General features: G+C 70.7%; 27 protein-coding genes. 15 read left to right on the top strand and 12 right to left on the bottom strand.

The window, feature by feature from the left end; genetic code table 11:
* Nucleotides 1-59: 59 nt before the first annotated feature.
* The gene (locus ACFWDI_RS04875; protein ID WP_385301360.1) at nucleotides 60-1442 is read left to right on the top strand and encodes an alkaline phosphatase PhoX; all 1383 of its coding nucleotides are present in this window, start codon (nucleotides 60-62) and stop codon (nucleotides 1440-1442) included.
* Between the two features lie 67 nt (nucleotides 1443-1509).
* On the opposite strand, the gene ACFWDI_RS04870 is transcribed toward ACFWDI_RS04875, so the two are convergent.
* Entirely contained in the window at nucleotides 1510-1641 is a 132-nt protein-coding gene (locus tag ACFWDI_RS04870; RefSeq protein ID WP_385301359.1) for a hypothetical protein, read from the bottom strand.
* 9 nt (nucleotides 1642-1650) lie between these two features.
* Here ACFWDI_RS04870 and ACFWDI_RS04865 point away from each other — a divergent pair, with 9 nt between their 5' ends.
* Both ACFWDI_RS04865 and ACFWDI_RS04860 read left to right on the top strand, forming a co-directional pair.
* On the top strand, nucleotides 1651-1926 hold the full coding sequence (locus ACFWDI_RS04865) for a solute carrier family 23 protein (RefSeq protein ID WP_385301632.1): 276 nt from the start codon (nucleotides 1651-1653) through the stop codon (nucleotides 1924-1926).
* Between the two features lie 241 nt (nucleotides 1927-2167).
* Nucleotides 2168-3118 carry a PPK2 family polyphosphate kinase gene (locus ACFWDI_RS04860; RefSeq protein WP_385301358.1) on the top strand — a complete coding sequence of 317 codons (951 nt, stop codon included), beginning with the start codon at nucleotides 2168-2170 and terminating at the stop codon, nucleotides 3116-3118.
* 6 nt (nucleotides 3119-3124) lie between these two features.
* On the opposite strand, the gene ACFWDI_RS04855 is transcribed toward ACFWDI_RS04860, so the two are convergent.
* Complete coding sequence (locus ACFWDI_RS04855; RefSeq protein ID WP_327326685.1) at nucleotides 3125-3538, bottom strand: organic hydroperoxide resistance protein; 414 nt, start codon at nucleotides 3536-3538, stop codon at nucleotides 3125-3127.
* 98 nt (nucleotides 3539-3636) lie between these two features.
* On the opposite strand from ACFWDI_RS04855, the gene ACFWDI_RS04850 reads away from it, so the two are divergent.
* Nucleotides 3637-4149: a MarR family winged helix-turn-helix transcriptional regulator gene (locus ACFWDI_RS04850; protein ID WP_385301357.1), complete on the top strand. Its 513-nt coding sequence runs from the start codon at nucleotides 3637-3639 to the stop codon at nucleotides 4147-4149.
* 60 nt (nucleotides 4150-4209) lie between these two features.
* On the opposite strand, the gene ACFWDI_RS04845 is transcribed toward ACFWDI_RS04850, so the two are convergent.
* Nucleotides 4210-5628, bottom strand: coding sequence for a S1 family peptidase (locus ACFWDI_RS04845; RefSeq protein WP_385301356.1), 1419 nt, complete (start codon nucleotides 5626-5628; stop codon nucleotides 4210-4212).
* Nucleotides 5629-5781: 153 nt separating this feature from the next.
* Nucleotides 5782-6267 (bottom strand): cupin domain-containing protein, encoded by a 486-nt coding sequence (locus ACFWDI_RS04840; RefSeq protein ID WP_385301355.1) that lies wholly within the window; start codon nucleotides 6265-6267, stop codon nucleotides 5782-5784.
* A 351-nt stretch (nucleotides 6268-6618) separates the two neighbouring features.
* Here ACFWDI_RS04840 and ACFWDI_RS04835 point away from each other — a divergent pair, with 351 nt between their 5' ends.
* Both ACFWDI_RS04835 and ACFWDI_RS04830 read left to right on the top strand, forming a co-directional pair.
* On the top strand, nucleotides 6619-7131 hold the full coding sequence (locus tag ACFWDI_RS04835) for a MarR family winged helix-turn-helix transcriptional regulator (RefSeq protein WP_385301354.1): 513 nt from the start codon (nucleotides 6619-6621) through the stop codon (nucleotides 7129-7131).
* A gap of 102 nt (nucleotides 7132-7233) precedes the next feature.
* Nucleotides 7234-8142, top strand: coding sequence for a polysaccharide deacetylase family protein (locus ACFWDI_RS04830; RefSeq protein WP_385301631.1), 909 nt, complete (start codon nucleotides 7234-7236; stop codon nucleotides 8140-8142).
* Between the two features lie 104 nt (nucleotides 8143-8246).
* On the opposite strand, the gene ACFWDI_RS04825 is transcribed toward ACFWDI_RS04830, so the two are convergent.
* Genes ACFWDI_RS04825 through ACFWDI_RS04810 form a run of 4 tightly spaced genes read right to left on the bottom strand, consistent with a single transcriptional unit; the run spans nucleotide 8247 to nucleotide 10681 of the window.
* A complete protein-coding gene (locus ACFWDI_RS04825) occupies nucleotides 8247-8450 on the bottom strand; it encodes a hypothetical protein (protein ID WP_385301353.1) in 204 nt (67 codons plus the stop codon).
* A gap of 10 nt (nucleotides 8451-8460) precedes the next feature.
* Complete coding sequence (locus tag ACFWDI_RS04820; RefSeq protein WP_385301352.1) at nucleotides 8461-9144, bottom strand: ABC transporter; 684 nt, start codon at nucleotides 9142-9144, stop codon at nucleotides 8461-8463.
* On the bottom strand, nucleotides 9141-9959 hold the full coding sequence (locus ACFWDI_RS04815; protein ID WP_385301351.1) for an ATP-binding cassette domain-containing protein: 819 nt from the start codon (nucleotides 9957-9959) through the stop codon (nucleotides 9141-9143). The genes ACFWDI_RS04820 and ACFWDI_RS04815 overlap by 4 nt, the downstream gene beginning before the upstream one ends.
* A 44-nt stretch (nucleotides 9960-10003) precedes the next feature.
* On the bottom strand, nucleotides 10004-10681 hold the full coding sequence (locus ACFWDI_RS04810; protein WP_385301350.1) for an AIM24 family protein: 678 nt from the start codon (nucleotides 10679-10681) through the stop codon (nucleotides 10004-10006).
* Between the two features lie 63 nt (nucleotides 10682-10744).
* On the opposite strand from ACFWDI_RS04810, the gene ACFWDI_RS04805 reads away from it, so the two are divergent.
* From ACFWDI_RS04805 to ACFWDI_RS04775, 7 genes are all read left to right on the top strand, one after another.
* Complete coding sequence (locus tag ACFWDI_RS04805; RefSeq protein WP_385301630.1) at nucleotides 10745-11470, top strand: peptidyl-tRNA hydrolase; 726 nt, start codon at nucleotides 10745-10747, stop codon at nucleotides 11468-11470.
* Nucleotides 11471-11578: 108 nt separating this feature from the next.
* Nucleotides 11579-12340, top strand: coding sequence for a DUF4142 domain-containing protein (locus ACFWDI_RS04800; protein ID WP_385301348.1), 762 nt, complete (start codon nucleotides 11579-11581; stop codon nucleotides 12338-12340).
* A 128-nt stretch (nucleotides 12341-12468) separates the two neighbouring features.
* Nucleotides 12469-13812: a DUF692 domain-containing protein gene (locus tag ACFWDI_RS04795; protein WP_385301346.1), complete on the top strand. Its 1344-nt coding sequence runs from the start codon at nucleotides 12469-12471 to the stop codon at nucleotides 13810-13812.
* Nucleotides 13813-13817: 5 nt separating this feature from the next.
* On the top strand, nucleotides 13818-14837 hold the full coding sequence (locus ACFWDI_RS04790; RefSeq protein ID WP_385301345.1) for a TIGR04222 domain-containing membrane protein: 1020 nt from the start codon (nucleotides 13818-13820) through the stop codon (nucleotides 14835-14837).
* A 133-nt stretch (nucleotides 14838-14970) separates the two neighbouring features.
* Nucleotides 14971-15726, top strand: coding sequence for a DUF4142 domain-containing protein (locus ACFWDI_RS04785; protein ID WP_385301344.1), 756 nt, complete (start codon nucleotides 14971-14973; stop codon nucleotides 15724-15726).
* Between the two features lie 63 nt (nucleotides 15727-15789).
* Nucleotides 15790-16563, top strand: a complete 774-nt coding sequence (locus ACFWDI_RS04780; RefSeq protein ID WP_385301343.1) for a TIGR04222 domain-containing membrane protein — start codon at nucleotides 15790-15792, stop codon at nucleotides 16561-16563.
* A gap of 99 nt (nucleotides 16564-16662) precedes the next feature.
* Nucleotides 16663-18264, top strand: coding sequence for an alpha/beta hydrolase (locus tag ACFWDI_RS04775; protein WP_385301342.1), 1602 nt, complete (start codon nucleotides 16663-16665; stop codon nucleotides 18262-18264).
* 56 nt (nucleotides 18265-18320) lie between these two features.
* On the opposite strand, the gene hemQ is transcribed toward ACFWDI_RS04775, so the two are convergent.
* Both hemQ and hemG read right to left on the bottom strand, forming a co-directional pair.
* Nucleotides 18321-19034: a hydrogen peroxide-dependent heme synthase gene (hemQ, locus tag ACFWDI_RS04770; protein WP_385301341.1), complete on the bottom strand. Its 714-nt coding sequence runs from the start codon at nucleotides 19032-19034 to the stop codon at nucleotides 18321-18323.
* Between the two features lie 4 nt (nucleotides 19035-19038).
* Nucleotides 19039-20466, bottom strand: coding sequence for a protoporphyrinogen oxidase (gene hemG / locus ACFWDI_RS04765; protein ID WP_385301340.1), 1428 nt, complete (start codon nucleotides 20464-20466; stop codon nucleotides 19039-19041).
* A gap of 126 nt (nucleotides 20467-20592) precedes the next feature.
* Here hemG and ACFWDI_RS04760 point away from each other — a divergent pair, with 126 nt between their 5' ends.
* Together ACFWDI_RS04760 and ACFWDI_RS04755 are read left to right on the top strand one after the other, a co-directional pair.
* Nucleotides 20593-21522 carry a DUF4349 domain-containing protein gene (locus ACFWDI_RS04760; RefSeq protein WP_385301339.1) on the top strand — a complete coding sequence of 310 codons (930 nt, stop codon included), beginning with the start codon at nucleotides 20593-20595 and terminating at the stop codon, nucleotides 21520-21522.
* Nucleotides 21523-21550: 28 nt separating this feature from the next.
* Nucleotides 21551-22927 carry an FAD-dependent oxidoreductase gene (locus ACFWDI_RS04755; RefSeq protein ID WP_385301338.1) on the top strand — a complete coding sequence of 459 codons (1377 nt, stop codon included), beginning with the start codon at nucleotides 21551-21553 and terminating at the stop codon, nucleotides 22925-22927.
* A gap of 84 nt (nucleotides 22928-23011) precedes the next feature.
* Here ACFWDI_RS04755 and ACFWDI_RS04750 read toward each other — a convergent pair whose 3' ends face one another.
* A complete protein-coding gene (locus ACFWDI_RS04750; RefSeq protein WP_385301337.1) occupies nucleotides 23012-24169 on the bottom strand; it encodes an acyltransferase family protein in 1158 nt (385 codons plus the stop codon).
* 39 nt (nucleotides 24170-24208) lie between these two features.
* Nucleotides 24209-25273, bottom strand: a complete 1065-nt coding sequence (gene hemE, locus ACFWDI_RS04745; RefSeq protein ID WP_385301336.1) for a uroporphyrinogen decarboxylase — start codon at nucleotides 25271-25273, stop codon at nucleotides 24209-24211.
* Nucleotides 25274-25352: the final 79 nt, after the last annotated feature.

Raw genomic sequence — 25352 nt, 5'->3', positions numbered from 1 at the left:
GAACCGCGTGATACACACGTGCGGGTCACATCTCCTGTCCGCCAGCAGGGAGTTGCCCCATGTCCACAACACGACGACAAGTCCTGGCTCGTACCGGTGCGTTGAGCGCCGGGATCGCCTTCACCGGTGCTTTCTCCGAACTCTTCGCGGGCACCGCAGCCGCCCGCGGGCACAGCGGGTACGGCCCGCTCGTCCCCGACCCGGCCGGGCTGCTCGATCTGCCAAAAGGTTTCCGCTACCAGGTTCTCTCCCGCGAGGGAGATCCACTGCGCTCGGGCGAGGGCAAGGTTCCCAGCAACCACGACGGCATGTCGGCCTTCGCCGGCCGGCGCGGCCGCGTCCACCTGGTGCGCAACCACGAGAACCGCGTCACCGCCAAGATCGCTGTCCCGGCCGTCGAGGGCCTCACCTACGACCCGATGGGCAAGGGCGGCTGTACGGCCCTTGAGCTGGACAGCCGCAACAATGTGCTGTCCGAGCGCGTCGCCATCGCCGGGACGGCCGTCAACTGCGCGGGCGGGCCCACCCCGTGGGGCACCTGGCTCACCTGCGAGGAGACCGAGGACCGAGCCGGCACCAATGGCTACACCAAGGACCACGGCTTCATTTTCGAGGTCGACGGCGCCGATCCGCGCCGTACCGGCGCCGTACCGCTCACCGCGATGGGCCGGTTCCAGCACGAGGCGATCGCCGTCGATCCGAAGAGCGGGATCGTGTACGAGACGGAGGACGCCTTCGACCGGCCGTTCGGGCTCTTCTACCGCTTCCTGCCGAACAAACCGCTCGGCGGTACGGGCTCGCTGCGCGCGGGCGGGACGCTGGAGGCGATGCGGGTGCCCGGGGTGCCCGATCTGTCCGCGATCCAGGAGACCGGCGCGAGCTTCGACCGGATCGAGTGGGTGCCCGTACCGGACAGCCAGGCGAAGGAGACCCCGGTCCGCCTGCAGGACTTCGGCCCGAAGGGCATCACACACGCCCAGAAGCTGGAGGGCTGCTACTGGGGCGGAAGCTCCGTCTACTTCGTCTCCAGCTTCGCCGTCAGCAAGGCGGGCTCGGCCGCAGACCATTTCGGGCAGGTGTGGAAGTACGAGCCGCACCGGCGCCGGCTCACTCTGGTGATCGTCTTCGGTCCGAGCACGGACATCCAGCTGCCCGGCGAATCTCCCGACAACATCTGTCTCGCGCCCAGCGGTGGGCTGATGGTGTGCGAGGACGGCGGGGGCAAGCAGCATGTGTACGGGCTGACGAAGCGCGGCGAGGTCTACCCGATGGCGCGCAACGCTCAGGCAATTACTTCGGCCGCTGCCGCGGCGGGTGGCACGTCCGAGGAGCCGGAATGGGGCGAGTTCGCGGGCGTCACCTTCTCGCCGGACGGGGAGACCATGTACGTCAACTGCTATACGCCCGGCACGACGTTCGCGGTCACCGGGCCGTGGTGCTGATCCTCTGAGCCACCCGGACGGGGGCGGGTGCGGCGCAACACGTGCGCAACGCATCCGCCCCACGGTCTCAAAGATCGCCTGCATCAATGCTGGTCAGTCTCCCGAAAGGCCTGCCATTGATGCTCCGGATGCCGACTTCCGCCACCCCGTCGACCGACGGCCGCCGCTCGCCGGGCCGGCCTCGCTCGGCATCCAGCATGTGCTGATCATGTACACCGGCTGCATCACCGTGCCGCTGGTCTTCGGCGCCGCGGCGGGACTCGACTCCTCGGCGATCGCCCTGCTCATCAACGCGGATCTGCTCGTCGCGGGTCTGGTGACGCTGATCCAGAGCCCGGGCATCGGCAGGATCCTCGGCATCCGCCTCCCCATCGTCACCGGCGCCACCTTCGCCGGTGTGACGCCGATGATCCTGATCGAGCAGGAGTACGGCATGCAGGCCGTGTACGGCTCGATGCTCGCCGCCGACGCCGGGTCGACCTGAGGCAGAGCCACAACCTGACCATCGCTTCGGTGTCGCTGGGTGCGGGTCTGCTGCCGGAGATGGCCGACGGGATCTACGACGGATTCCCGTCCTGGCGCGCAGATCATCACCGGCAGCGGTATCACGAGCGCGGCTGTCACGGCATTCGTGCTGAACCTGCCCTTCCACCACACCACGCTCGCGGGAGCCGGGGTTCCGTCGCACGATCGAGGGAAGGGACCGGAGCCGGAAGGGGCACGCGGTGGCCAAGAAGGACGGCAAGAAGGACGAGAAGAAGACCGCGAAGAAGCAGGCAGGGAAGGACGCGAAGGAGCGCACGGCGAAGGACAGGGGGAAGAGGCAGAAGCGGCCGGCTCAACTCCGTGAGCTGCTGCGCATCCCTGGGGGCGAACCCGTCGACCTCTCCTCGTACGACCCCGGAGCCACCCCGGCCGGCCCTACGGACAAGGCCGCCGGACTGGCGGCGACCGCCCGGATGGGTGAACAGCTCGCCGCCCTCCAGGAACGTCTCTACGCGGCGAGCACGGCGGGCGACCGCCGCCGGCTCCTCCTCGTGCTCCAGGGCATGGACACCAGCGGCAAGGGCGGCACGCTCAAGCATGTGGTCGGCCTCTTCAACCCGGCCGGCTGCCGGATCAAGGCGTTCAAGACCCCGACGCCCGAGGAGCGGAACCACCCATTTCTCTGGCGCATCGTCAGGGCCCTGCCGGTGCCCGGCGAGATCGGGATCTTCGACCGCTCGCACTACGAGGACGTACTGATCGCCCGCGTCCACGAACTGGTCCCGCGCCGCCATCTCGGCAGCCGCTACCGCCAGATCAACGACTTCGAGGAGGAACTCGTCGAGAAGGGGACCACGGTCGTGAAGGTGTTCCTGCACATCAGCTACGAGGAGCAGCGCCGCCGCCTTCTGGCACGCCTCGACAATCCGGAGAAGCACTGGAAGTTCAGCCCCAGCGACATCGAGGACCGCGCGCTGTGGCCGCAATACCAGAAGGCGTACGGGATCGCCCTGAAGCGCTGCTCGACGGAGGCGGCGCCTTGGTACCTCGTACCGTCCGACCGCAAGTGGTACCGCAACTGGGCGATCAGCAAGCTGCTGCTCGAGCACCTCGAGGCACTGGATCCGCAGTACCCCGAAGCCGGCTTCGATGTGGAGGAGTGCCGCAAGCGGCTGCTCGAGGCGGCCTGACCGGCGTTACTCGATGACGAGCTCGATCGGCAGGTTGCCGCGGGTGGCCTTGGAGTACGGGCAGTAGGCGTGGGTCTTCTCGAGCAGATCGCGGCCCGCCTCGCCCTGCAGGTGGTCGGGCAGCTCGACCCGCATGATCACGGAGAGGGCGAAGCCGCCGTCGGTGTCCTTGCCGATGCTGACCTCGGCGGTCACCGAGGCATCCTTGACGTCGATCTTCTCCTGACGGCCGATGGCACCCATGGCACTGGCGAAGCAGGCGGCGTACCCGGCGGCGAAGAGCTGCTCGGGGTTGGTGCCCTGGCCGTTGCCACCCAGCGCCTGGGGGAAGGCGAGCGGCAGGTCGATGTGGCCGTCGGAGCTGACAGCGCGGCCTTCGCGGCCGTTGGCGGTGGCGACAGCGGTGTAGAGCGCGTCCATGAGTTGCATCCCTCTTCGTCCGTGGAGAACCGTCGACACGATAGTGACACACAATTCAGTTGTGCACAACTAAATGATGTGAGGTATACCCTGGCTCCATGGAGAAGACGACGCTGACAACCGTGCCGGACGAGGACTTCCTCCGCCTCGACCACCAGATCTGCTTCTCGCTGCACGCCGCGTCCCGGGCCTTCAACGGCGTCTACCGGATCGCGCTCAAGGACCTCGGCCTCACTTACCCGCAGTATCTGGTGATGCTGGTGCTCTGGGAGCACGGCGAGCTGCCGGTGAAGCGGATCGGCGAGCATCTGCGCCTGGACTCGGGCACCCTGTCACCCCTGCTCAAGCGGCTGGAGTCGGCGGGTTACGTGGAGCGCAGGCGCAGCATCGAGGACGAGCGCTCCGTCACCGCCCGCCCCACCGCCGCGGGCGCCGCGCTGCGCGAGAAGGCACTGGACGTGCCGCGCAGGATCGCGGCGGCGACGGGTATGTCCCTGGACAAGATCCGCGAGCTGCGCGCGGGCCTCGACGCGCTGACCGCCACGCTGGACACGGCCGAACTCGACGGCACGGCCGCCGACTGCGCGGCTGCCGACGAAGAGGCCGAATGACGCCCGGCCCCGGGCATCGGTCGATGCCCGGGGCCGCGTGCTGTCCTGCGGGTGTTGGTGTCAGCCGGCGTTGTGCGCCCCGCCGTCGACCGCGGCGCCGCCGTCGCCTGCCGCGCCGGCGTCGGCGCCGCCCGCGTTGCCCGCGTCACCGTTGCCCGCCGCGTCACCGTTACCGGCGCCCGCATTTCCGGCGTCACCGTTACCGGCGCCCGCGTTGCCCGCGTCACCGTTGCCCGCGTCACCGTTACCAGCGCCCGCATTGCCCGCGCCCGCGTTACCGGCGCCCGCGTCACCGTTACCAGCGCCCGCGTCGCCCGCGCCCGCATTACCGGCGCCCGCATTGCCCGCGCCACCATTACCGCCCGCGCCGATCTCGGCGCCCACCGCGGCCAGCGCCGTGGTCACAGGCTGGAAGAACGTCTCGCCGCCCGAGGTGCAGTCTCCGCTGCCGCCCGAGGTGAGGCCGATCGCGTTTCCGTCCTGGGTGAAGAGCGATCCTCCGCTGTCGCCCGGTTCCGCACAGACATTGGTCTGGATGAGACCGGTGACGGTGCCCTCCGGGTAGTTCACCGTGGCGTTCAGACCGGTGACCTGGCCGTCCTTCAGCCCGGTGGTGCTGCCCATACGGAGCACCTGCTGGCCGACAGCCGCGTCGGCGGCCTGCTTGATCTGCACGGTCTGCCCGCCACCGACGTTGACCTCGCTCGGGGCTTGGGTCGCCGGGTCGTCGTACGTGACGAGGGAGAAGTCGCCGTCGCCCGGGAACGTGGCCGCCTGGACGGTGCCGATGGGCGCGCCGTTCTGTTCCGCGGACCACTGCTTGGCGGCGACACCGCAGTGCCCCGCGGTGAGGAAGCCGGGCTGACCGTCCTGGGTGGTCACATTGAAGCCGAGCGAACAGCGCGCGCCGCCGCCGAAGATGGCGTCGCCGCCCGAGACGAAGGGCTTGAACTCTCCTGCCGACTTCTGGATCCGGGCCATGCCGCCGCCCAGAGACTTCACGGTCGACTCGAGTCTGTTCCACTTCTCACCGGCGACCGTGCGGTCCGCCGTGACAAGGATCTGGTTGGTCTTCGGGTCTACGGACCAAGCCGTTCCCGGGATGGTGGCCTTCTCGGCCAGTGTGCTCGCGGCGGACTTCAGTTCGCCCGCGCTGTTCTCGACACTCCTCGCCACCGCGCCGGCCTTGTTGACCTGGTTGACGACCTTGCTGTCGTCGCCGACGACATTGATGATGATCTGTTGCTTGGCGGCGTCGTAGTAGGCCCCGCCGAAGGCCTCGCCAAGCTTCGGGGCCAGCCTTGAGACGAGATCTGCCGCCGATGCGGCGCTCATCGTCTTCGGGTTCGACTGTGCCGCAGAACCGGAACCGGACTGCGAGGCGTTGGCGTGGGGCAGCAGGATGGCCGCTGCGGCGATGCCCGCCGCTCCGGCTCCCGCAAGAACGGCTTTGCGCTTGGGTATTCGCCTGTGACTCAACTCGTCGCCTCCTGTAGGGGGGTGCGGAGTCCGGTTGCCGACGGAAACCGGGGGACGCGTCCGACCCTTGATACGGATGGGGCGGGAGTTGTACTCATCGCCGTTGCAAAAGAAGTTTCCTGACGAACCGTCAATCAGGTCTCCCCGGGGCCTTCATGACGGCAGTCGGCTGCCGCACCGGCTGCAGTAACGTGCGCCGATCTCCTCGGCCGGAAGATCGCAGCCGGGACAGATCCGGTTGAGCAGACATGCCGCTTCGCCGCCTTGCGCCACGGCGGCGCTGCGGATGGCGAGTCCCGGACGGCGGCAGTGCACCGTCACATAGACCAGTCCGTCCTCGTCGGCGAAAAGCGCACGACGGACGCCACGCGGCAGCCAGGCGACGCACCCGGCCGCCAGCTCCTGCCGCCCACCGGTGTCCGTCTCCAGTCGGCCGCTGCCGCTCAGCACACACAGCAACACGTCGAGATCCGGTTCGACATGGCCGGCGACCCGGGCGGCGGGCAGCATGCGGATGATGTTGGCGTCCAGCTGCCGCCCTTCATCGGAGAGGCGCCACAGAGCACCGCCCCGGTCGGCGGGCAGGTCATGAAGCAGGTCGGCGATGCCGGCGAGCACGCCGGCGGGGGGCACAGCCATGTCGTTCCTCCTGAGCACAAGGTCCTCGGAGAGCGGCACCCACGCCTTCGCCACGGAGGACCCGGCCGACAGGCAGGCGTGCGGTGTTGAGCTGCGTCACGGTGCCAGTGCCGCCCCCGAGCAGAGGCCCGGCATCCAACGGGCCCTCCGCTCGGGCATCATTGCACAGTGCAAAAGAAACAGCGCGCCTGGTGAATCTCCTGTCGTGGCTGCCGGCTCGACGCCGAGGATCCTGGCGTTCGGGAGCCGGTTGTGGCGGTCGGCACGGCACGCAGGGGGATGTACGCAGGGCGCGACCGCGATGTTCAACAGCGCTCCCACCAGCGGGGCGGAGCAGGATGGAAAGAGGCCATGGCCGAACAGACAGCTGCCTCCGGCGGGATGGACGATGTGGAGGCGGTGACCCGAGCCGTGCTGACCGCGTCCCGGCTGCTGGTCGCCGTGTCCGCGCGATCCCTGGCCTCGGTCGAGGACCGGGTGACGCTCCCGCAGTTCCGGCTGCTGGTCGTGCTGTCCACCCATGGCGCCGCGAAGCTCGTACTGCTCGCGGAGCGGCTCGCGGTCAGCCCGTCGACCGCGATGCGCATGGCGGACCGGCTCATCGCCATCGGCCTGGTGGACCGGCAGACCAATCAGGACAACCGGCGCGAGACGGTGCTTCAGCTGACGCCGGAGGGCGTGCGCATCGTCGAGGTCGTGATGGCCAGGCGCCGCCGGGAGATCGCGTCGATCGTCGAGCGCCTGGCCCCCGAGCAGCGCGCGGCGCTGATCGCGGCACTCACCGCATTCAGTGAGGCGGGCGGGGAACCTGATGCCCCTTCGCGGCCGGTCGAACTCCACCCGCTGGGCTGGACGGGAGGCTGAGCCCGCCTTCTGACGGAACGTAACCCTGACGCGCGTGCGCCGTGCACTCATACAGTCCGACTGATCAGATAGTTTCCGTCGGTGATCACTTTTGTACGAAGAATGCTGACCGCTGCCGTGATGGGCGCCGTGCTCGTCGGCTGCTCCAGCGGCAACGGTGGCGGTTCCGCCCAGCCCTCACCCCGCAGAACGGACGCGGTCGCTTCCGCAAAGGCCGCAGAGCCCGCAGAGCCCGGGGAGCCCGGGAAGCCCGGGAAGCCCGGGAAGCCCGGGGAGCCGCTCACGGACAAGGTGCGGAAGGCTCCGACCCTCGCGCCCGGGCCCGGCGGCCTGACGCCCGTTTTCGAGCGCGCACCCAAGTCGGCCGCGAAGGCCGGGAAAACCGTCGCACTCACCTTCGACGCCGACATGACCGCCGACCAGGGGCCCCGGGCCGCGCGTGGCGAGCGTTTCGACAACCCCGCCCTGATCGCCTCGCTCCGGAGGCTCAACGTCCCTTCGACGGTCTTCATGACCGGCCGCTGGGCCGAGGAATACCCGTATCAGGCGAAGGAGATCGGCAACGACCCGCTGTTCGAAATCGCCAACCACTCCTACAGCCACTACGCCTTCAAGTCGCCCTGCTACGGCCTGCCGCTGGTCGCGAAGAACGCCATGCCGGCCGAGGTGGACCGGGCCTTCGCCGCGTTCAAGAAGGCCGGGGCCCGGAATGTGGTGCCGTACTTCCGCTTCCCCGGCGGCTGCTACAACGACGCGTCCCTGCGAGCCCTGGCTCCGGCGAAGGTGACCGCAGTCCAGTGGGACGTCGTGAGCGGCGACGCCTTCGCGACGGACGGGGACGCCGTCGCCGAGCAGGTACTCAAGGGCGTGCAGCCGGGGTCGCTGGTGGTGATGCACTGCACGCGCAGCGCCGCGCCGGTCACGGAGCAGGCGGTCCGCAAGATCGTCCCGGAGCTGCGCAAGCGCGGCTACCGCTTTGTGAAGGTCTCCGACCTGATGCGGGGTGCGTGAACGCGCATGGTTGAGCGGGGCCGTCCGGCAGCCGGTCCGTCCTCGATCGCCGCACGGGCTGATCGTCACCGCACGGGCCTGATCATCGCCACAGGGGCCTGATCTCAGCCCGAGCAGGCCGTCCGCTGGGCCTCCTGCCACTCGCAGACGGGGCAGAGCGTCGCGCCCTTCACCGACTCCGGGTATTCGGTCGGCTTCCGACACAGCACGCATTCGGCGAAAGGCGGCCCGCCGGCCGCCAGGGGCGCGGCGGCAGGTGTCTCGCAGTACGGCTCCTGCGGCTCGTCCTGCTGGTGCGGCTCGTCCATGCCTACGAGGTTAACTCTCGCCGTCCGCCCCGCGGAGCGAGCTCAGCGCACAGGCCGGCGCGCCCGCCACGACCGCGACCAGCAGCGCGGAGATCAGCGGCAGTACGGACAGCTGCACCGTCCCCGTCCGCGAGCCGGTCACCAGCCCGGTCAGGGCGTACTTGGCGGGCGAGCCGCTGGTCACCAGCGCCAGCAGCGCGACGAGCGCGGTGGCCGTGAGCGACCAGCCCCGCGCGTGCAGCAGCGGCCGCGTGCACAGCGCGCCGACCGCCGCCCCCGTCAGCACACAGACCGCCGCGGCGAGCAGCCCCGCGGCCGTGGCGGGAAGCAGTGGGATCGCCACCCGGTTGTCGGCGCTCGTCGCCTTGCTGATCAAGGCGATCACGGTCGTTCCCACAGCGCCCAGTGCCCCCGCGCACGCCACCGCGGCGAGCAGGGACGCCAGATGCACGCGCGGCGGGCTCGTCGCGGCGGCCGCGATGCTGCGCGCGGCCGGGGGCTCCTGGGTTGCGCAGACCCGGACCAGCCAGGCGGTGACCGGCAGCAGCGCGCCGGCGGCGTAGCCGAACGAGTCCAGCACGGGCTGCCCCGACTGCACGCCGACGGCAAGAAAGATCCCGTACAGCAGGACGGGCGGCAGCCAGCGCTGTGAACGCAGCAGCAGGGCGGTCTGATAGCCGAACAGTGCCGTCATGACGCCACCTGCCCCGTCGTCGTAGCGGCGGCTCCGGTCCGGCTCAACTGTCGGATGTGCCACGGCGGCCGTGCCGTGAGCAGCGCCCTGAGCAGCGCGTCGGAGTGCACCACCGCCACCGTCAGCACCGTGCTGCCGTCCGGGCCCGGTTCGTGCGTCGGCGCCCCGGGCAGCCCCTCGGGCACCGGCACACCGGGCGGTCCCGCCACCTCGATCCGTACCAGCGGCCCCTGTTCGGCCGCGCCGGTCCCGCTCGTGCGACGTATCAGAGCGCCCCCGCTCAATACGTGGACAGCGTCCACGGCCCCCGCGAGTCGGCGCGGGTCGTGATCGACGAAGACGACTGCGGCCCCGGCCGCGACCCGTTCCACGACCGCCCGGTCGAATTCCTCGCGCGCCACCGTGTCCAGGCCCGTCCACGCCTCGTCGAGCACCAGCAACTCCGGCTCCGCGAGCAGCGCCTGGGCCACCGCCACCTTCTGGCTGGTGCCCTTGGAGAGCTCGGCGAGCGGGGTACGGGCGTGGCCCGCGGCCCCGAAGCGCTCCAGCCACTCGCCGGCCCGCGCCTCGGCGGCCCGGCGCCCGAGACCGTGGATCCGCCCGAGGCGCGTCAGATAGCCGGTCGCGGTGAACGGCAGCGCGGCCGGGAAGCGTTCGGGGACGTACGCCGTACGTGGCCGGCCGCTGATCCGCCCCTCGGTCTGGGCGTCGATCCCGGCCAGCAGCCGCAGCAGGGTGGACTTTCCGCTGCCGTTGGTCCCCTCGACGCGGACCAGGGCGCGCGCGGGCAGCTCGAGCTCGACTCCGCGCAGCACCCATGGTCCGCCGAGGCCGTAACGGCGGCCGACTCCTTGGAGTTTCAGTTCGCTGCCGCCTTCTGCGGCGTGAGCTCGCTGGGCCGTACGATCACGAATCCCTCGCCCTGGAGCATCAGCTGGACGGCCTCGCCGGAACCGCCACGGATCATCGAGCCGACCGACTGCGAGCGGTGCAGTGAGGTGTGCAGCTGAGCACTCCAGCCGACGACCGCGTCCGTGTCGACGTACACCGGCTGCTGCGCCGTGACGGGTATCACGATGGGGTTGCCCTCGCAGACGACGGCGAGCTTTCCGTAACCGGTGAAGACACTGTTGAAGATGCCGCCGCCGGTCATGCCGGCGCCCTTCACGGTCTTGATCTCGTACGAGAGGGAGGCGTCGAAGCAGAGGACGTTGCGACCGTTGACGGTGAGCGCATCGCCCTGCTCGATATCGACGATGAAGCAGTTCTGGGCCTCGTGCGCGAACCAGGCCTCTCCCTCCCCACGCACCGCCATCAGCGGCAGGCCCTCGCCCGTCATGGCGCGCTTGAGCATGCCGCCGAGGCCCTGGCCCTTGCGCTCGAACCGGAGGTTTCCGCGGAAGGCGACCATTGATCCCTGCCGCGCGTGCATCTCGCCGTTGACGGCGTACTTGACCGATTTGGCGTTCTGCAGACTCATTCCGGGCACCGAAGCCTGCTGCGCCATGTTCTCCGAGGCAAAGAGATCGCTCTTCATGGCGTGCATCGTCGCCCGGAGGCCTCCGTTCCGCCAATAATCCCGACCGGAACGGCTGGCAGACTGGACGGTGTGAGCAGCGACGAAACCCTCCCCGACAGTCCCTTTAGGCACGAAATCACCTCCCGTGACGCGGCCCCGCAGTTCGTCCTTCCGCTGGTGGTACACATCGAGAAGGCCGAACCCCCGGCCCGTACCGACGCGCTGGAGTCCGCTGCCCGCGCCGTCCTCGACATCCTGAGCGACGGGCGTTCGCTGGACGACGGCGAGTGGGCGCAGGCGATGCGGGACTGGCAGGACGCCCGGATCCGCAAGGTGGTGCGGCGGGCGCGCGGCGCCGAGTGGCGCAAGGCCGCGGGGCTGCCGGGCATCACCGTGACGAGCGGGACCGCAGAGGTACGGGTCTTCCCGCCCGTCCCGCTGGACGGCTGGCCGAAGGAGCTGGCCAAGCTCCAGGTGTCGGGCACGGATCTCGACGACCCCGAGCCGCCCGCCGCTCCCGATCCCACCGCCCCGGTGCTGTGGTTGAGCCCGGATCTGGACATGTCGGCGGGCAAGGCGATGGCGCAGGCCGGCCACGGTGCCCAACTCGCCTGGTGGGAGCTGTCGGAGGCGGACCGCAAGGCGTGGCGCGAGGCCGGCTTGCCGCTCTCGGTGCGCACCGCGGAGCCCGCGCGCTGGCGAAAACTCACGGTCAGCGGCCTGCCGGTGGTGCGCGACGCGGGCTTCACCGAGATCGCTCCGGGCTCCTGCACGGTGGTCGCGGATCATCCGTCGCTGCGCGGCTGAACACTGGGGCCCCGCGTTACGTACCTCTGAGTACCGCCAAGTAGGTTGAACGCTGTTTCAGCCGGCGGTTGATCTGCCGTGGAACGTATCGGCTCTGGAGGCACTTTGTTGCGGCGCATCAACGGGACAGCACTCATCATCGCGGCCCTGGTCGCCACGGTAGGCGCGCTGGCGTTTCCCGTGTGGTCGTACGCGGACCGTTCCGGCACCGGCCAGGACAATCTCAACGCCGCGGCCGTGTCGACCCAGTGGGGACCGCTCACGGCCACGGACCGGGACTTCCTGGTGAAGGTCCGGCTGGCCGGACTCTGGGAGCTGCCCGCAGGACAGCAGGCGATCGAACGCGCCCCGACCAAGGCGATCAAGGACGCGGGCGACCACCTCATCGTCGGCCACACCGACCTCGACAAGCGGGCGCGCGATGTCGCGGCGAAGCTCGGCGTCGAACTGCCGAACCAGCCGAACGAGCAGCAGCAGGGCTGGCTGCAGGAGCTGTCGGCGGCGAGCGGCGATGAGTACGAGCGGAAGTTCGCGAACCTGCTGCGCAACGCGCACGGCAAGGTCTTCGCACTGATCGCCCAGGTCCGGCACACCACCCGGAACACGCTGATCCGGCAGCTGGCCACCGACGCGAACCAGACGGTCCTGGACCACATCACCATGCTGGAGGGGACCGGATTCGTCGACTTCGACGCCATCGCCAACGAGGCGGCCGGCAAGGCGTCGGCCAGCCCGACAGGTCCGCCGCCGCCGAACGGCAACCTGCCGCCGCAGCCGGCACCCGTGTCCCCGAGTGGGGACCAGTCCTTCACCTCGCGTCCGTCCACCCAGCCGGGAGCACCGACAGCGATCAACACCAACCGTCCGTGACCCGTCGGTAACTCCGGTCCGCCGGAACCTCAAATCAACCTCTGAACGTCCCCTCCTCTGGATTCACCGCCGTCCGGCGGGGCCATAGGCCCTGCACGCACCGTCACACGGCACGGGGGAGGGGACTCATGGAACTCGGTATAGGCATCGGCTGGCGCCCGGAGATCGCGGACGCGGTGGAGGAACTGCCAGGCGTCGACTGGGTCGAGGTTGTCGCGGAGAACATCTGCCCGGGCCATCTGCCCGCCGCCCTGACCCGCCTGCGCTCGCGCGGCGTCAAGGTCATCCCGCACGGCGTCTCGCTGGGCCTCGGGGGCGCGGACCGCCCGTCCGAGCAGCGGCTCGCCGACCTGGCGGAGCGGGCGACGGCGCTCGGCGCGCCCCTGGTCACGGAGCACATCGCCTTCGTACGGGCCGGTGGCGTGCTCACTGCCTCGCCGCAGCTGGAAGCGGGCCATCTGCTGCCGGTGCCGCGCACCTGGGACGCGCTGAAGGTGCTCTGCGAGAACGTCCGTATCGCGCAGGACGCGCTGCCGGTGCCGCTGGCTCTGGAGAACATCGCGGCACTGATCTCCTGGCCGGACGAGGAGCTCACCGAGGGCCAGTTCCTCGCGGAACTGGTCGAGCGCACGGGCGTACGCCTGCTGATCGACGTGGCCAACCTCCACACGAACCACGTCAACCGCGGCGAGGATCCGTCGGTGGCGCTGGACGAACTCCCGGTCGAGGCGATCGCGTACGTCCATGTCGCGGGCGGCATCGAACGCGACGGCGTCTGGCACGACACCCACGCCCATCCGGTGACCCAGCCGGTCCTGGACGTCCTGACGGAGCTCCGCTCCCGGGTGTCCCCGCCGGGCGTACTGCTGGAGCGGGACGACGACTTCCCGCCCGCGGCCGAGCTCTCGGCGGAACTGACGACGATCCGCGCAACGTTGGCGGCAGCCGCGCCCGCGGGCTCGCACGGGGGGCGCTCGACGGCTTCCGGCCCGCGTGGGGAAGCCCGCGCCCACGAGGGGCCGAAGGCCTGCGGCCAGGTCGAGACGGGTCGGGGGAGCTCTCCTGCCCCACGAGAGCGCGTCGCCCTCGACCAGACCGCCCTTCTCTCCGCACTCGTCGCCGGCACCCCCGCCCCCGAAGGCTTCGACTCCCGGCGCCTGCGCGTGCAGAGCCGTGCCCTCGCCGCCAAGCGGGCCGATGTCGTCGCCAAGGTCGCGCCCGAGCTGCCGGAGATAGTCGGCGCGGGCTATCGCGCCGAGTACCTCGCGTACGCCAAGTCCCGCCCCATGCGCGCCGGGTACCGCCGCGACGCGCTCGACTTCGCCGAGCAGCTCCTCGTCGCCGGGCGGCCCGCGGACGACAACGCCCGGCGCCTGCTGACCCGCTGGTGGGAGGAGCGCGTCGCGCCCCATCCGCCGCGCCGCTCGACCCGTCTCGTACGCGCGGCCCGTGCCGCTCTTGTCAGGAGGTGAGCGGAATGACCCTGCTCGCTGTGTTGGTCTATCTCGCCGTCGGCGCCTCCTCCGTCGCGCTGATCATCCGGGTGTCCGCCGCCCAGCGCCGCCACCCGGCCGGCGGCGGTATCCACGACGTCTACGAGGCCGCCTTCCTCAGCGGCGGCCCCGCCCGGGTGGTGGACGCCGCGCTCGCCGCCCTGCACGCGGACGGCCGGCTCGCCATCGGCGGCCCGGGCATCGTCGCCGTACGAAATCCGGTCGCCCACGACCCGGTCGAGCGCGCGCTACTCGATGAACTCGCCGTCGCCCCGACCGGCGCGCTGCACACACTCCGGATCGCCGCGATGCGCAGCCCCGGCGTGCAGGCGATCGGCGACGGCCTCGCCGCACGCGGGCTGATGGTGCCGCCCGGGCAGAACCGGGGCCCGGCCGTGTGGGGTCTCACCCAGGGCATCCTGTGCGTGCTGGCCCTGCCGCTCGCCTTCGCCCTCACCGTTGTCAGCTTCCTCGCGGACGAATCGGTCGACTCCGGGCCACCATTCATCGCGTTGGTCCTGCCGGCCCTGATCGCGGGCATCGTGATCGGCTTCGTCATGGCGGGCCGCGCCCGGCGCCGGATCAGTACGGCCGGGCGGGACGCGCTCCGCTCGTACCGTGTTCAGTACGCCCAGGCGTACTCACCGGCTCATCTGGTCGCGCTCCACGGCCTGCGTGCCGTGCCGGATCCCGCGCTCCAGGCCCAGTTGACCGCGGCGGCGCGGGTCCCCGCGGGCGTCCGAGGCGCCCACTCGGCGTCGGGCCACTCGTACACCTCGTACCCGGACTCGGTGGCCGTGTGGTGCGCCGGATCGAGCCCGGGTTCCGGCTGTGGCAGCTCCAGTTGCGGAGGCTCCTCCGGTGGCGGTTCGAGCTGCGGTGGCGGATCCAGCTCCAGCTGCGGCGGTTCGTCCGGGGGTTCCAGCTGCGGCGGTTCCTCGGGCGGTTCCAGCTGTGGCGGTTCGTCCGGGGGCTCGAGCTGCGGTGGCAGCAGCAGTTCCTGACCCGCACCGGCCCCTGGCTCGTACTTCACCTCTCGTACTTCATGTCTCCTACTTCATGTCTCCCACTTCACCCAACAGCCCACGGGATCACGCCCGAGCCGACTAGCGTGCTGGAGCGCACGCAGGAGGCAGCATGCGTTCCCTCACCGGCACCGGCCTGATCGTCGTCGCCCTGACGGCGACCATCGCCGCGCTTCTCTTCCCGGTCTGGTCGTACGACGACCGCTCCGGAACCGGCCTCGCCAATCTCCGGGCGGGTTCCGTACCCACCCGCTGGGGCCCGCTCTCCGCCGCCGACCGGGACTTCATCGTCCGCGTCAGACTTGCCGGCCTGTGGGAACTCCCCGCAGGCCAGCAGGCCGTCGGCCGCGCCCCGACCGTTGCGGTCAGAGTGGCCGGCGAGCATCTCGTTGCGGGCCACACCTATCTCGACGCCCGCGTCCGCGAGGTCGCGGCGCGGCTCACCATGGAGCTGCCCAGCCAGCCGACGGCCCAGCAGCGGGGCTGGCTGCAGGAGTTCAGCGAAGCGCGTGGCCAGGAGTACGAGACCACGTTCGCGAACATCCTGCGCCGGGCCCACGGCAAGGTCTTCTCCCTCGTCGCCGACATCCGCGACAGCACCCGCAACACACTCGTGCGCGAACTGGCCGACGACGCCAACACCACCGTCCTCGACCACATCAACGTCCTTGAGGCGACCGGCCTCGTCGACTACGACGCCATCGCCGCCGACGCCGCCGCCACGACGACCGCGAGCCCCACCGGGCCGCCACCGCCCGCCCGCGGCGCGACACCGCCGCCGGCCGGCCCCGCCACGCCGACACCGACCCCGTTCTTCCCGCTGCCGCCCCCCGTCTCCCGCCCACGCACCGGCGTCACGAACGAATAACACCCGGTCCACATGGTGAACAGCCCATGGCGGACCGGAGGACAACTCGCGTAGAACTCGGCCATGTTCTCGGTCCTCTTCGTGCTGGTCGCATGGGCCGCGGCGGGCATCAGCTGCGCCCGGCTCTGTCTCGCTGCCGTAGAAGCCGCTCGCCCCGCCGCCGAGAGCCCCGGCCGGAAGCTGGCGCTGACTCTGTACGAGGCCGCGTTCCTGGCCGGCGGCCCGCACCGGGTCACCGATCTCACCCTCGTCTCCATGCACCGCCGCCGCAGGCTGCTGCTCGCGCACACCGGCTGGGCCACGGTCGTCGACCCGGAGTGCGAGGACGATCTGGAGCGCTCGGTCATCGGCGCGATAGGGCCGGCGGGGCAGGCCCGGACAGCGGCGGTACGAGCCGCTGCGTCCGCCGCGGACGCGGTACGGGCGCTGGCCGACCGGCTCGTCAGCGCCGGCCTCGCGGTTCCCGACAACGTCAGGTCGCACGTCGCCTCCGCCGTGCGGGGTGTGCAGGGCGCCACCGTCCTCACCGTGGCGCTGGCGGCCGCCACACTGCTGCTTCCTCAGGAACAGCGCGCCGACGCCCCGGTCCTCGCCTGGTTCGCGCTGCCCCTGCTGCTCACTCTCGGCTGTCTCGCCATTGCGCGGGTCGAGGTGCATCCGTACACCCGCTGGGCCTCGCCCGCCGGTCAGCGACTGCTCGGCTCGCTCTCCCCCAGGAGTGGCGGTGACGAGCGCGCGTTCCTGACCGCGGTCGCCGTCCGCGGTGTCGGCGCCGTCGACGATCCGGTCCTGCGTGCGGCGCTCACCGGCGGCCGTACGGCGCATCGGAGTCATTGACCCCGACACCGGACATCGGTGCTTTACATCGTTAATCGTCCCGCCAAGGATCCCTTTCGTCCCGTGGCCGCCGGCCGCCGTGCGCACGAAAGGAACGCGATGAGAGCAGTTGCGAAGTACGGGGCCGTGACAAGCCTCGGTTCCTTGGTTCTGTCCGCTCTCGTCGTCGCTCCGGCCGGCGGTGCCACCACCGCCTCCGCCGCGTCGCACGGCACGGCCGTCGCGGCCGCGCGCGCCGCCGCGGCGGGCATCGCCTTCGGACGCTGCCCCGAAGCCGAGATGCTGCCCGATTCGATCCAGTGCGGCACGGTGAAGGTACCGCTCGACTACGCCCAGCCCGCCGGCCGGCAGATCGAGCTGACGGTCAGCCGCGGAAAGGCGACCGGCAAGCCCGCCGAGTACCAGGGCGCGTTCATCTACAACCCCGGCGGTCCCGGCGCCTCCAGCATGTACTTTCCGATGGCCGCCGCGCTCCCCGAGTGGAAGGGCATCGCCCGCGCCTACGACATCGTCGGCTACTCCCCGCGCGGTGTCGGCCGCTCCGCGCCGCTCTCCTGCATCGCCCCGGCCGACTTCCTCAAGGCGCCGACCCCGGCACCGGTCCAGCCCTCCCCCTCGTACAAGCAGGAGCGGATCGCGCAGGCGAAGGCGTACGCGCAGGGCTGCGCGCGCAACGCGGGACAGGCGCTGCGCCACTACACCTCGCTCAACAACGCCCGTGACCTGGAGGTGCTGCGGGCGGCGCTCGGGGAGCAGAAGCTGACCTTCATGGGCGCCTCGTACGGCACCTACTTCGGCGCGCTGTACGCGACCCTCTTCCCGTCCCATGTGCGCCGCATGGTCTTCGACTCGGCGGTCAACCCGGCCACGGAGCAGATCTGGTACCGCAACAACCTCGACCAGTCGTTCGCTTTCGAGAGCCGCTGGGCGGACTTCCGCGCCTGGGTCGCCAAGCACGACAAGACGTACCACCTGGGTGCCACACCCGAGGCGGTGGCGCGCAGTTACGAGCGGGTGCGCGCCCGGCTGGCCGAAAAGCCGGCGGGCGGCAAGGTCGGCCCCGGCGAACTGCACGCGGCGTTCCTGGCGGTCGGCTACTACGACGGCTACTGGACGCGGCGCGCCGGCGCGCTGTCCGAGTATCTGAAGGGCAATGCGAAGCCGCTGATCGACCAGGCGGCGCCGGAAGCGGCCGAAGCGCGGGAGGCGGAGAACGGCCAAGCCGTCTACACCGCCGTCGAGTGCAACGACGCTCCATGGCCGACGGACTGGAAGGTGTGGGACCGCGACAACAGCGCGCTGGCGCGCAAGGCACCCTTCGAGACCTGGGACAACGCCTGGATGAATCTGCCGTGCGCCTTCTGGCCGGCTCCGCGGCAACAGCCGCTGGAGGTGCACACGCAGCGCGGTGCGCTGCCTCCGGTGCTGATCCTGGCGGCGCAGCGGGACGCGGCGACGCCGTACAAGGGGGCGCTTGAGCTGGCGCGGCGGCTGAAGGGTTCGGTGCTGATCACGGAGGAGAAGGCCGGTACCCACGGCATCGGCGGCGGCGACAACAAGTGCGTCAACGGCTATCTGGAGGACTACCTGCTGCACGGGAAGACGCCGGTGCGGCGCGCTTCGTGCGCGCCGCACCCGGAGCCGGACCCGGTGTCGCTGGACCGCAGGGCGGCGAGCCCCAGGCTGCCGCACGCCGTCTGATCTTCCGGGTCGGGGATGGCCGGGCCCGCTCCGTGCGGGCCCGGCCACCATGTCTTTCAGGCCAGTCCGGCCACCAGCTCGGCGACGGACTTGCGGCGGCCGGTGTAGAACGGCACCTCTTCGCGGACGTGCATCCGGGCCTCGGAGGCGCGCAGATGACGCATCAGGTCGACGATGCGGTACAGCTCGTCGGCCTCGAAGGCCAGGATCCACTCGTAGTCACCGAGCGAGAACGACGCGACCGTGTTGGCGCGCACGTCGGGGTAGCCGCGGGCCATCTTGCCGTGGTCTGCGAGCATCCTGCGACGGTCCTCGTCCGGCAGCAGGTACCAGTCGTAGGAGCGCACGAAGGGGTAGACGCTGACGTAGTCGCGCGGCGTCTCGTCCGCCAGGAAGGCCGGGATGTGCGACTTGTTGAACTCGGCGGGGCGGTGCAGCGCCATGTTCGACCAGACCGGCTCGAGCGCGCGGCCCAGCTTGGTGCGCCGGAAGAGGTTGTACGCCTCCTGGAGCTCGTCCGCGGTCTCCGCGTGCCACCAGATCATGACGTCCGCGTCGGCACGCAGACCGGACACGTCGTACGTGCCACGCACGGTGATGTCCTTCGCGGCGAGCTGGTCGAACAGCTCCTGGACCTCGTCGGCGTAGCCGGCGCGATTCTCGGGGAGGAGATCGCGCAGCTTGAAGACGGACCACAGGGTGTAGCGGACGACCTCGTTGAGGTCCTTCGCCTTCTTCCCCGCGTTGGGAATCTTTTCCGGTGCAGTCATGAGGCTATTCTCCCGCGTCGTCCCCAGTGCCCCGCACCAGGGTGGACGTGGCGATGATCTCGTCGGCCGCGCGCTGTGCGCCGGCGATGCAGGCGGGGATGCCGACGCCGTCGTAGGCCGCGCCGCAGACCCTGAGGCCCGGCAGCTTGGCGACCTCGTCGCGGATCCGGGCGACGCGCGCGAGATGCCCGACCGGGTACTGCGGCAGTCCGTCGATCCACCGGGTCACCTCGGTGGCCACGGGCCGGGCCGCGAGTCCGGTCGCCTCACCGAGGTCGCGCAGCGATACGTCGACGAGCTCGGCGTCCTCGCGGTGCAGATGCTCCTCCTCGCCGTACCGGCCGATGGAGGTGCGCAGCACGAACAGGTCGGCGGAACCCTCGTCGACCCAGCCCCACTTGCGGGTGGAGAAGGTGGACGCCTTGATGGTGCGGCCGTCGACGGGCGGCACCAGGAAACCGCTGCCCTGCGGCATCCCGGCCAGGTCCGCGCGGCGGAAGGCCATGGTGACCAGTGCCATGGAGGCGTACTCGATCCGGCCGAGCTCCGCGGCGGCCGCCGGTGACTCGGCGGCCAGCAGCGCGGCCGAGGACCAGGCGGGGGCCGCGAGCACCACGCCGTCGGCGGCGATGACGCGCTGGTCGGTGCGGATCTGCCAGCCTTCGGCACTGCGGGTCATACCGAGGACGGGCGTCTCCATGAGGATCTCGCCGCCCTGCGCGCGTACGGCGTCGGCGACGGCGGCCGGCAGCTGCCCCACGCCGCCTTCGATGCCCATGAACACCGGGCCGGCGGACTGCTGGCGCGCGGCCTTCGCCTGGATGTCCTGGACGGCGGCGAGCAGCGAGTCGTGGGTCTTCGCCGCTTCGAAGAGCTGGGGGACGGCGGCGCGCATCGAGATGCGGTACGCGTCTCCCGCGTACACCCCGCCGAGCAGCGGTTCCACCAGCCGGTCGACGACCTCCCGGCCGAGGCGTTCGGCGACGTACGTGCCGACGGCGACATCGTCACCGAGCTCGACGGGTGCGAGATCGCGTTCGTGCTCGATTCGGGCGATGCCCTCGGCGGAGAGCAGTCCCGCGAGTGCCGCCGGGTCGCTCGGCACGCCCATCACATGGCCCTTGGGCATCGGGCGCAGCGCGTCCCGTGTCCACACGAAGGCGGAGGCGGTGGCCGGCGGCCGGAGCCGGTCGGCGAGACCGACGGCGCGGGCCAGTTCGACCGCTTCGGGGCGGCGGGCGAGCATCGACTCGGCACCGAGGTCGACCGGGGCGCCCTCGATCTCGCCGGCCTGCAGCTTGCCGCCCAGCCGGTCGGTGGCCTCGAGGAGGGTGACGCGCACACCGGAGGCGATCAGCCGGTGCGCGGCCGCGAGACCGGCGATGCCGCCTCCGATGACGACGACATGACCCGTACGTGTGTCCGCGTTCATGGATCAACTCTCTCAGACCCGTAACGAGTCCTGACCGTGACCGCTTCGGGACCGGAAAGGGGCAACCTCCGGCACGGCCTCGAACGTCGAACCGGCAACACTCAGCATCTGTCCCGGGGGGCTTGTATGCGTGCACGTCGTACGGTCGCGGCACTGTTTCTCACCGCTTCACTCGCCCTCGCGGGGTGCAGTGGGGCCGATGCCGGATCCACCCAGGACAACAAGGCCGCGAAGCCCGCGGCCCAGGGCGCGAAGGGCGGCGGCTACCAGGCCGACGAGTCGGCTTCCGGCGCCCGGCGGACGCCACCGAAGCAGCCGGTCTCCCTGGCTCCGTCCCACATCATCCGCACGGCCGAGCTCGACGTGGAGGTCAAGGACGCCCCGAAGGCGCTCGCCGCCGCCCGCAGGACGGCCCTGAGCGCCGGCGGCCATATCGCCAACGAGAGCACCGAACGGATCGACGACACCCATGTGACCTCGCGCGTCGTCCTGCGCGTCCCGCAGGAGAAGTACGACGCGGTCCTCGCCGAGCTGGCCGGTGCCGGAAAGCTGCTCTCCCGCAAGGCCGACGCCAAGGACGTGACCGACCAGGTCGTGGACGTGGAGAGCCGTACAGCGACGCAGCGGGCCAGCGTGAACCGCGTACGGGCGCTGATGGACCGGGCCACCAAGCTCAGCGACGTGGTGACGCTGGAGGGGCAACTGAGCAGCCGCCAGGCGGAGTTGGAGTCGCTGCTCGCCCAGCAGGCCGCGCTCAAGGACCGTACGACACTGGCCACCATCACCCTGTCGCTCTCCGAGAACGAGGACAAGGGGCAGCAGGCGGAGGACGACGGCCCCGGTTTCCTTGACGCGCTCGGCGGCGGCTGGCACGCGCTGGTGACGGCAGCGCTGTGGATCGGGATCGCGATCGCGGCGGTCGCTCCGTGGGCCGCGGCGTTCGCGCTGCTGTACGCCCTGTGGCGTTGGGCGATACGGCCCCGTCTGCCGAAGCGCCCCGCGCCGGAGACCGCACAGCCGGCTCCCCTGCCCGTGCACGGGCCCGGCCAGGGCTGAACCGCCGCTTCCCCGTAGCGTGTTCTCCATGGCAACGGAGCGGCTGGTGGTCATCGGGGGCGATGCGGCAGGCATGTCCGCCGCATCGCAGGCACGCAGGCTCAAGGGCCCGGAGGAGCTGGAGATCGTCGCGTTCGAGCGCGGGCACTTCAGCTCGTACTCGGCGTGCGGGATCCCGTACTGGGTCGGCGGTGATGTGCCGGAGCGCGACGATCTGATCGCCCGTACGCCCGCCGAGCACCGCGAGCGCGGGATCGATCTGCGGATGCGTACGGAGGTGACGGAGATCGACGTCGCCGGGCAGCGCGTGCACACCCGCGACCTCGAAGCGGGCACCGATTCCTGGACGGGCTTCGACAAGCTGGTCATCGCGACCGGCGCGCGTCCCACCCGCCCCGCGCTGCCGGGCATCGACGCACCGGGCGTCCACGGGGTGCAGACCCTCGACGACGGCCAGGCTCTGCTGGCCACCCTCGACGCTACGAGCGGCCGGCGCGCGGTCGTCGTGGGTGCCGGCTACATCGGCGTCGAGATGGCGGAGGCGCTGCTGAAACGCGGTTACGAGGTGACCGTCCTCAACCGCGGCGAGCAGCCGATGGCCACGCTCGACCCGGACATGGGCCGCCTGGTCCACAAGGCGATGGACGGTCTGGGCATCACGACGGTGACGGACGCGGCGGTCACCAAGGTCCTCACGGGCCAGGACGGCCGGGTGTCGGCGGTCGCCACGGAGTCCGCCTCGTACCCGGCGGATGTCGTGGTTCTCGGCATCGGAGTCGAGCCGGAGACGACGCTCGCCCGCGCCGCCGGCCTGCCGCTCGGTGTGTACGGCGGTCTGCTCACCGATCCGGCGATGCGGGTGCGCGGCCACCAGAACATCTGGGCGGGCGGCGACTGTGTGGAGGTCCTCGACCTGGTCTCGGGCCGCGAACGCCATATCGCACTGGGCACGCACGCGAACAAGCACGGCCAGATCATCGGCTCCAACGTGGGCGGGGATTACGGAATGTTCCCCGGTGTCGTCGGCACCGCCGTCAGCAAGGTCTGCCACCTGGAGATCGCGCGCACCGGCCTGCGCGAGAAGGACGCCCGCGCCGTGGGCCTGCAGTACGTCACCACCACGATCGAGTCGACGAACAGCGCCGGCTACTACCCCGGCGCCACCGTGATGACGGTGAAGATGCTCGCGGAACGCCGTACGGGCCGACTGCTCGGCGTCCAGATCGTCGGCGGCGAGGGCGCGGCAAAGCGCGTGGACATCGCGGCGGTGGCGCTGACCGCCGGAATGACGGTGGAACAGATGATGTCCCTGGACCTCGGCTACGCCCCGCCGTTCTCTCCGGTCTGGGACCCGGTCCTGGTGGCGGCGCGCAAGGCGGTGTCCGCGGTCCGCAAGGCGGGGTGACCGGGCTCGACAATCAGGCCCGTCGAACGTACGGGTCCTGGCGAGCGGTCCGCCCGTGCGGACAGGAGTCGGGCGGGGCAAGGCTCAGCGGGAGGCCGGCGGGCGGCTTTCGCCGAGGTCCCTCGCGTCGGCGAGCGCCCTGTCGAGCCGGCGCCGCAGCGGCCGGGCCAGCGGTCGCTCTACGAGCCGGTGCACCAGCCAGGCTGCCAGCAGCATTCCGCCGACCAGCAGGCCGACGAGCGCATACGCCGGTACGCGAGGCTCGAGCACCCTGATGAGTTCCCAGCCGATGTTCTGGTGCAGCAGATAGAGCGGGTATGTGGCAGCGCCCGCGTAGGGCAGCCATCGCCACGTCATCCACGACAGCTTTCCGGCCGCGACCAGGCCCATTACCCCGAAGCACGTTGCCATGACCGCCATGACCGGCCAGAAGGGAATGGGGTGGTCGAAGTAGCCGAGCGTGCGGCTCCAGGTGGTGCGCGCGGCGGGCACAGCCGCCCCGAAGCACACCAGGACGATGGCTGTGAGCAGCAGCGTCGGCCGGAACCGGTACATGAGGTAGAACGCCATTCCGGCGATGAAGTACCAGCAGTGGTTCGGCATGACCATCAACCGGAAGGCGTCGTCGCCGAACTTGCTGAAGGCCATCCCCGCCACCGCCCACACGCAGCAGAAGACGAGGACTCGCCGGTAGGTCAGACCCCACCAGGCCACGACCGCGAACAGCAGATAGAAGCGGAGTTCGGCGAAGAGGGTCCAGTACACGCCGTCGACCATGCGGACCCCGAGTGGCTCCTGAAGCATGGTCAGGTTCGTCAGGACGTCCGGCCACGGCAGCGGCTTCTGGCCGCCAGGTATGAGCAGCAGCACCGCCGTGGTGGCGAGAACGGCGAACCAATAGGCCGGGTAGAGGCGGGTCACGCGGGAGACGAAGAAGTCTCCCACCGACCGGCCCCAGCAGCTCATACAGATGACGAAGCCGCTGATGAGGAAGAAGAGCTCCACGCCCAGCCAGCCGTACGCGGCGAAGGGGAAGGCGGTGGGGAACTTGGCTTGCCCGGATGCCGACCAGCCCTCGCCGCGCGCCAGGTAGTGGTAGGCCACCACCATCAGCGCGGCGAGCAGTCGCAGGCCGTCCAGTGCGGCTATTCGCCCGCGCCTGGGCGCGGGCATGGATATGTGCGTCGGCGCCGGTTCCTGCCCCGGGCGGGGCAGGGCAAGCGTCGGGGCGTCCTGTGTCACGTGGTCTGATCCCCCGGGTCTGGCGCGTGGTCTGCGGGTCTAGCGAGCGGTCCGCTCGTGGACGTACTCCACGAGGCGCGTCAGCGCGTCCGGGTCCGTCGTCGGCAGCACACCGTGGCCCAGGTTGAAGACATGCCCCTCCAGGCCCGCCGCCGCGTCCAGGACCTCGCGGGTCTTCGTCTCCACCGCCTCCCGCGTGGAGAAGAGGACCGCCGGGTCGAGGTTGCCCTGGAGCGCCTTGCCCGGGCCGACCCGGCGGGCCGCCTCGTCCAGCGGGACCCGCCAGTCGACGCCGACGACATCCGCGCCCGCCTCGCCCATCAGGCCGAGGAGTTCGCCGGTGCCGACGCCGAAGTGGATGCGGGGGACGCCGTACGAGGCCACCGCGTCGAAGACCTTGGCCGAGGCAGGCATCACCGAGCGCCGGTAGTCGGCGGGGGCCAGCGCGCCCACCCACGAGTCGAAGAGCTGCACGGCGCTCGCGCCCGCCTCGATCTGCACCTTGAGGAAGGCGGAGGTGATCTCGGCGAGGCGGTCCAGCAGATCGGCCCACAGCTGCGGGTCGCCGTACATCAGCGCCTTGGTGTGCTCGTGGTTGCGCGAGGGACCGCCCTCGACGAGGTAGCTGGCGAGGGTGAAGGGCGCACCGGCGAAACCGATGAGCGGAGTCGGGCCGAGCTCGCCGGTGAGCATCCCGATCGCCTCGGTGACGTACCAGACGTCCTCCGGCGTGAGGTCGCGCAGCCGCGCCAGGTCCGCGCGGGTGCGGATCGGTTCGGCGACGACCGGGCCGACGCCCGGCTTGATGTCGAGGTCGATGCCGATGGCCTTGAGCGGTACGACGATGTCGCTGAAGTAGATCGCGGCGTCAACCTTGTGCCTGCGCACCGGCTGGAGCGTGATCTCGGTGACCAGCTCGGGCTGCATGCACGACTCGAGCATCTGAGTGCCCTCGCGCACCTTGAGGTACTCGGGCAGTGAGCGCCCCGCCTGCCGCATGAACCAGACCGGTGTGTGCGGCACCGGCTCACGCCGGCACGCCTTCAGGAAAGCGGAGTCGTACGTCTTGGTCGGCATGCCCGAGGGGCTGTCATTGGCACTCACGCCCAGAATCTTCGCACGTACACCTGAAGTGGCCGCCCCGGGCCGGGTGTCCCTCCCTGCGCGAAGCCCCCGTTCCGCC

This window comes from Streptomyces sp. NPDC060064, from assembly GCF_042736455.1.
GTDB lineage: Bacteria > Actinomycetota > Actinomycetes > Streptomycetales > Streptomycetaceae > Streptomyces.
This window is presented reverse-complemented; position numbering and strand designations above follow the sequence as displayed.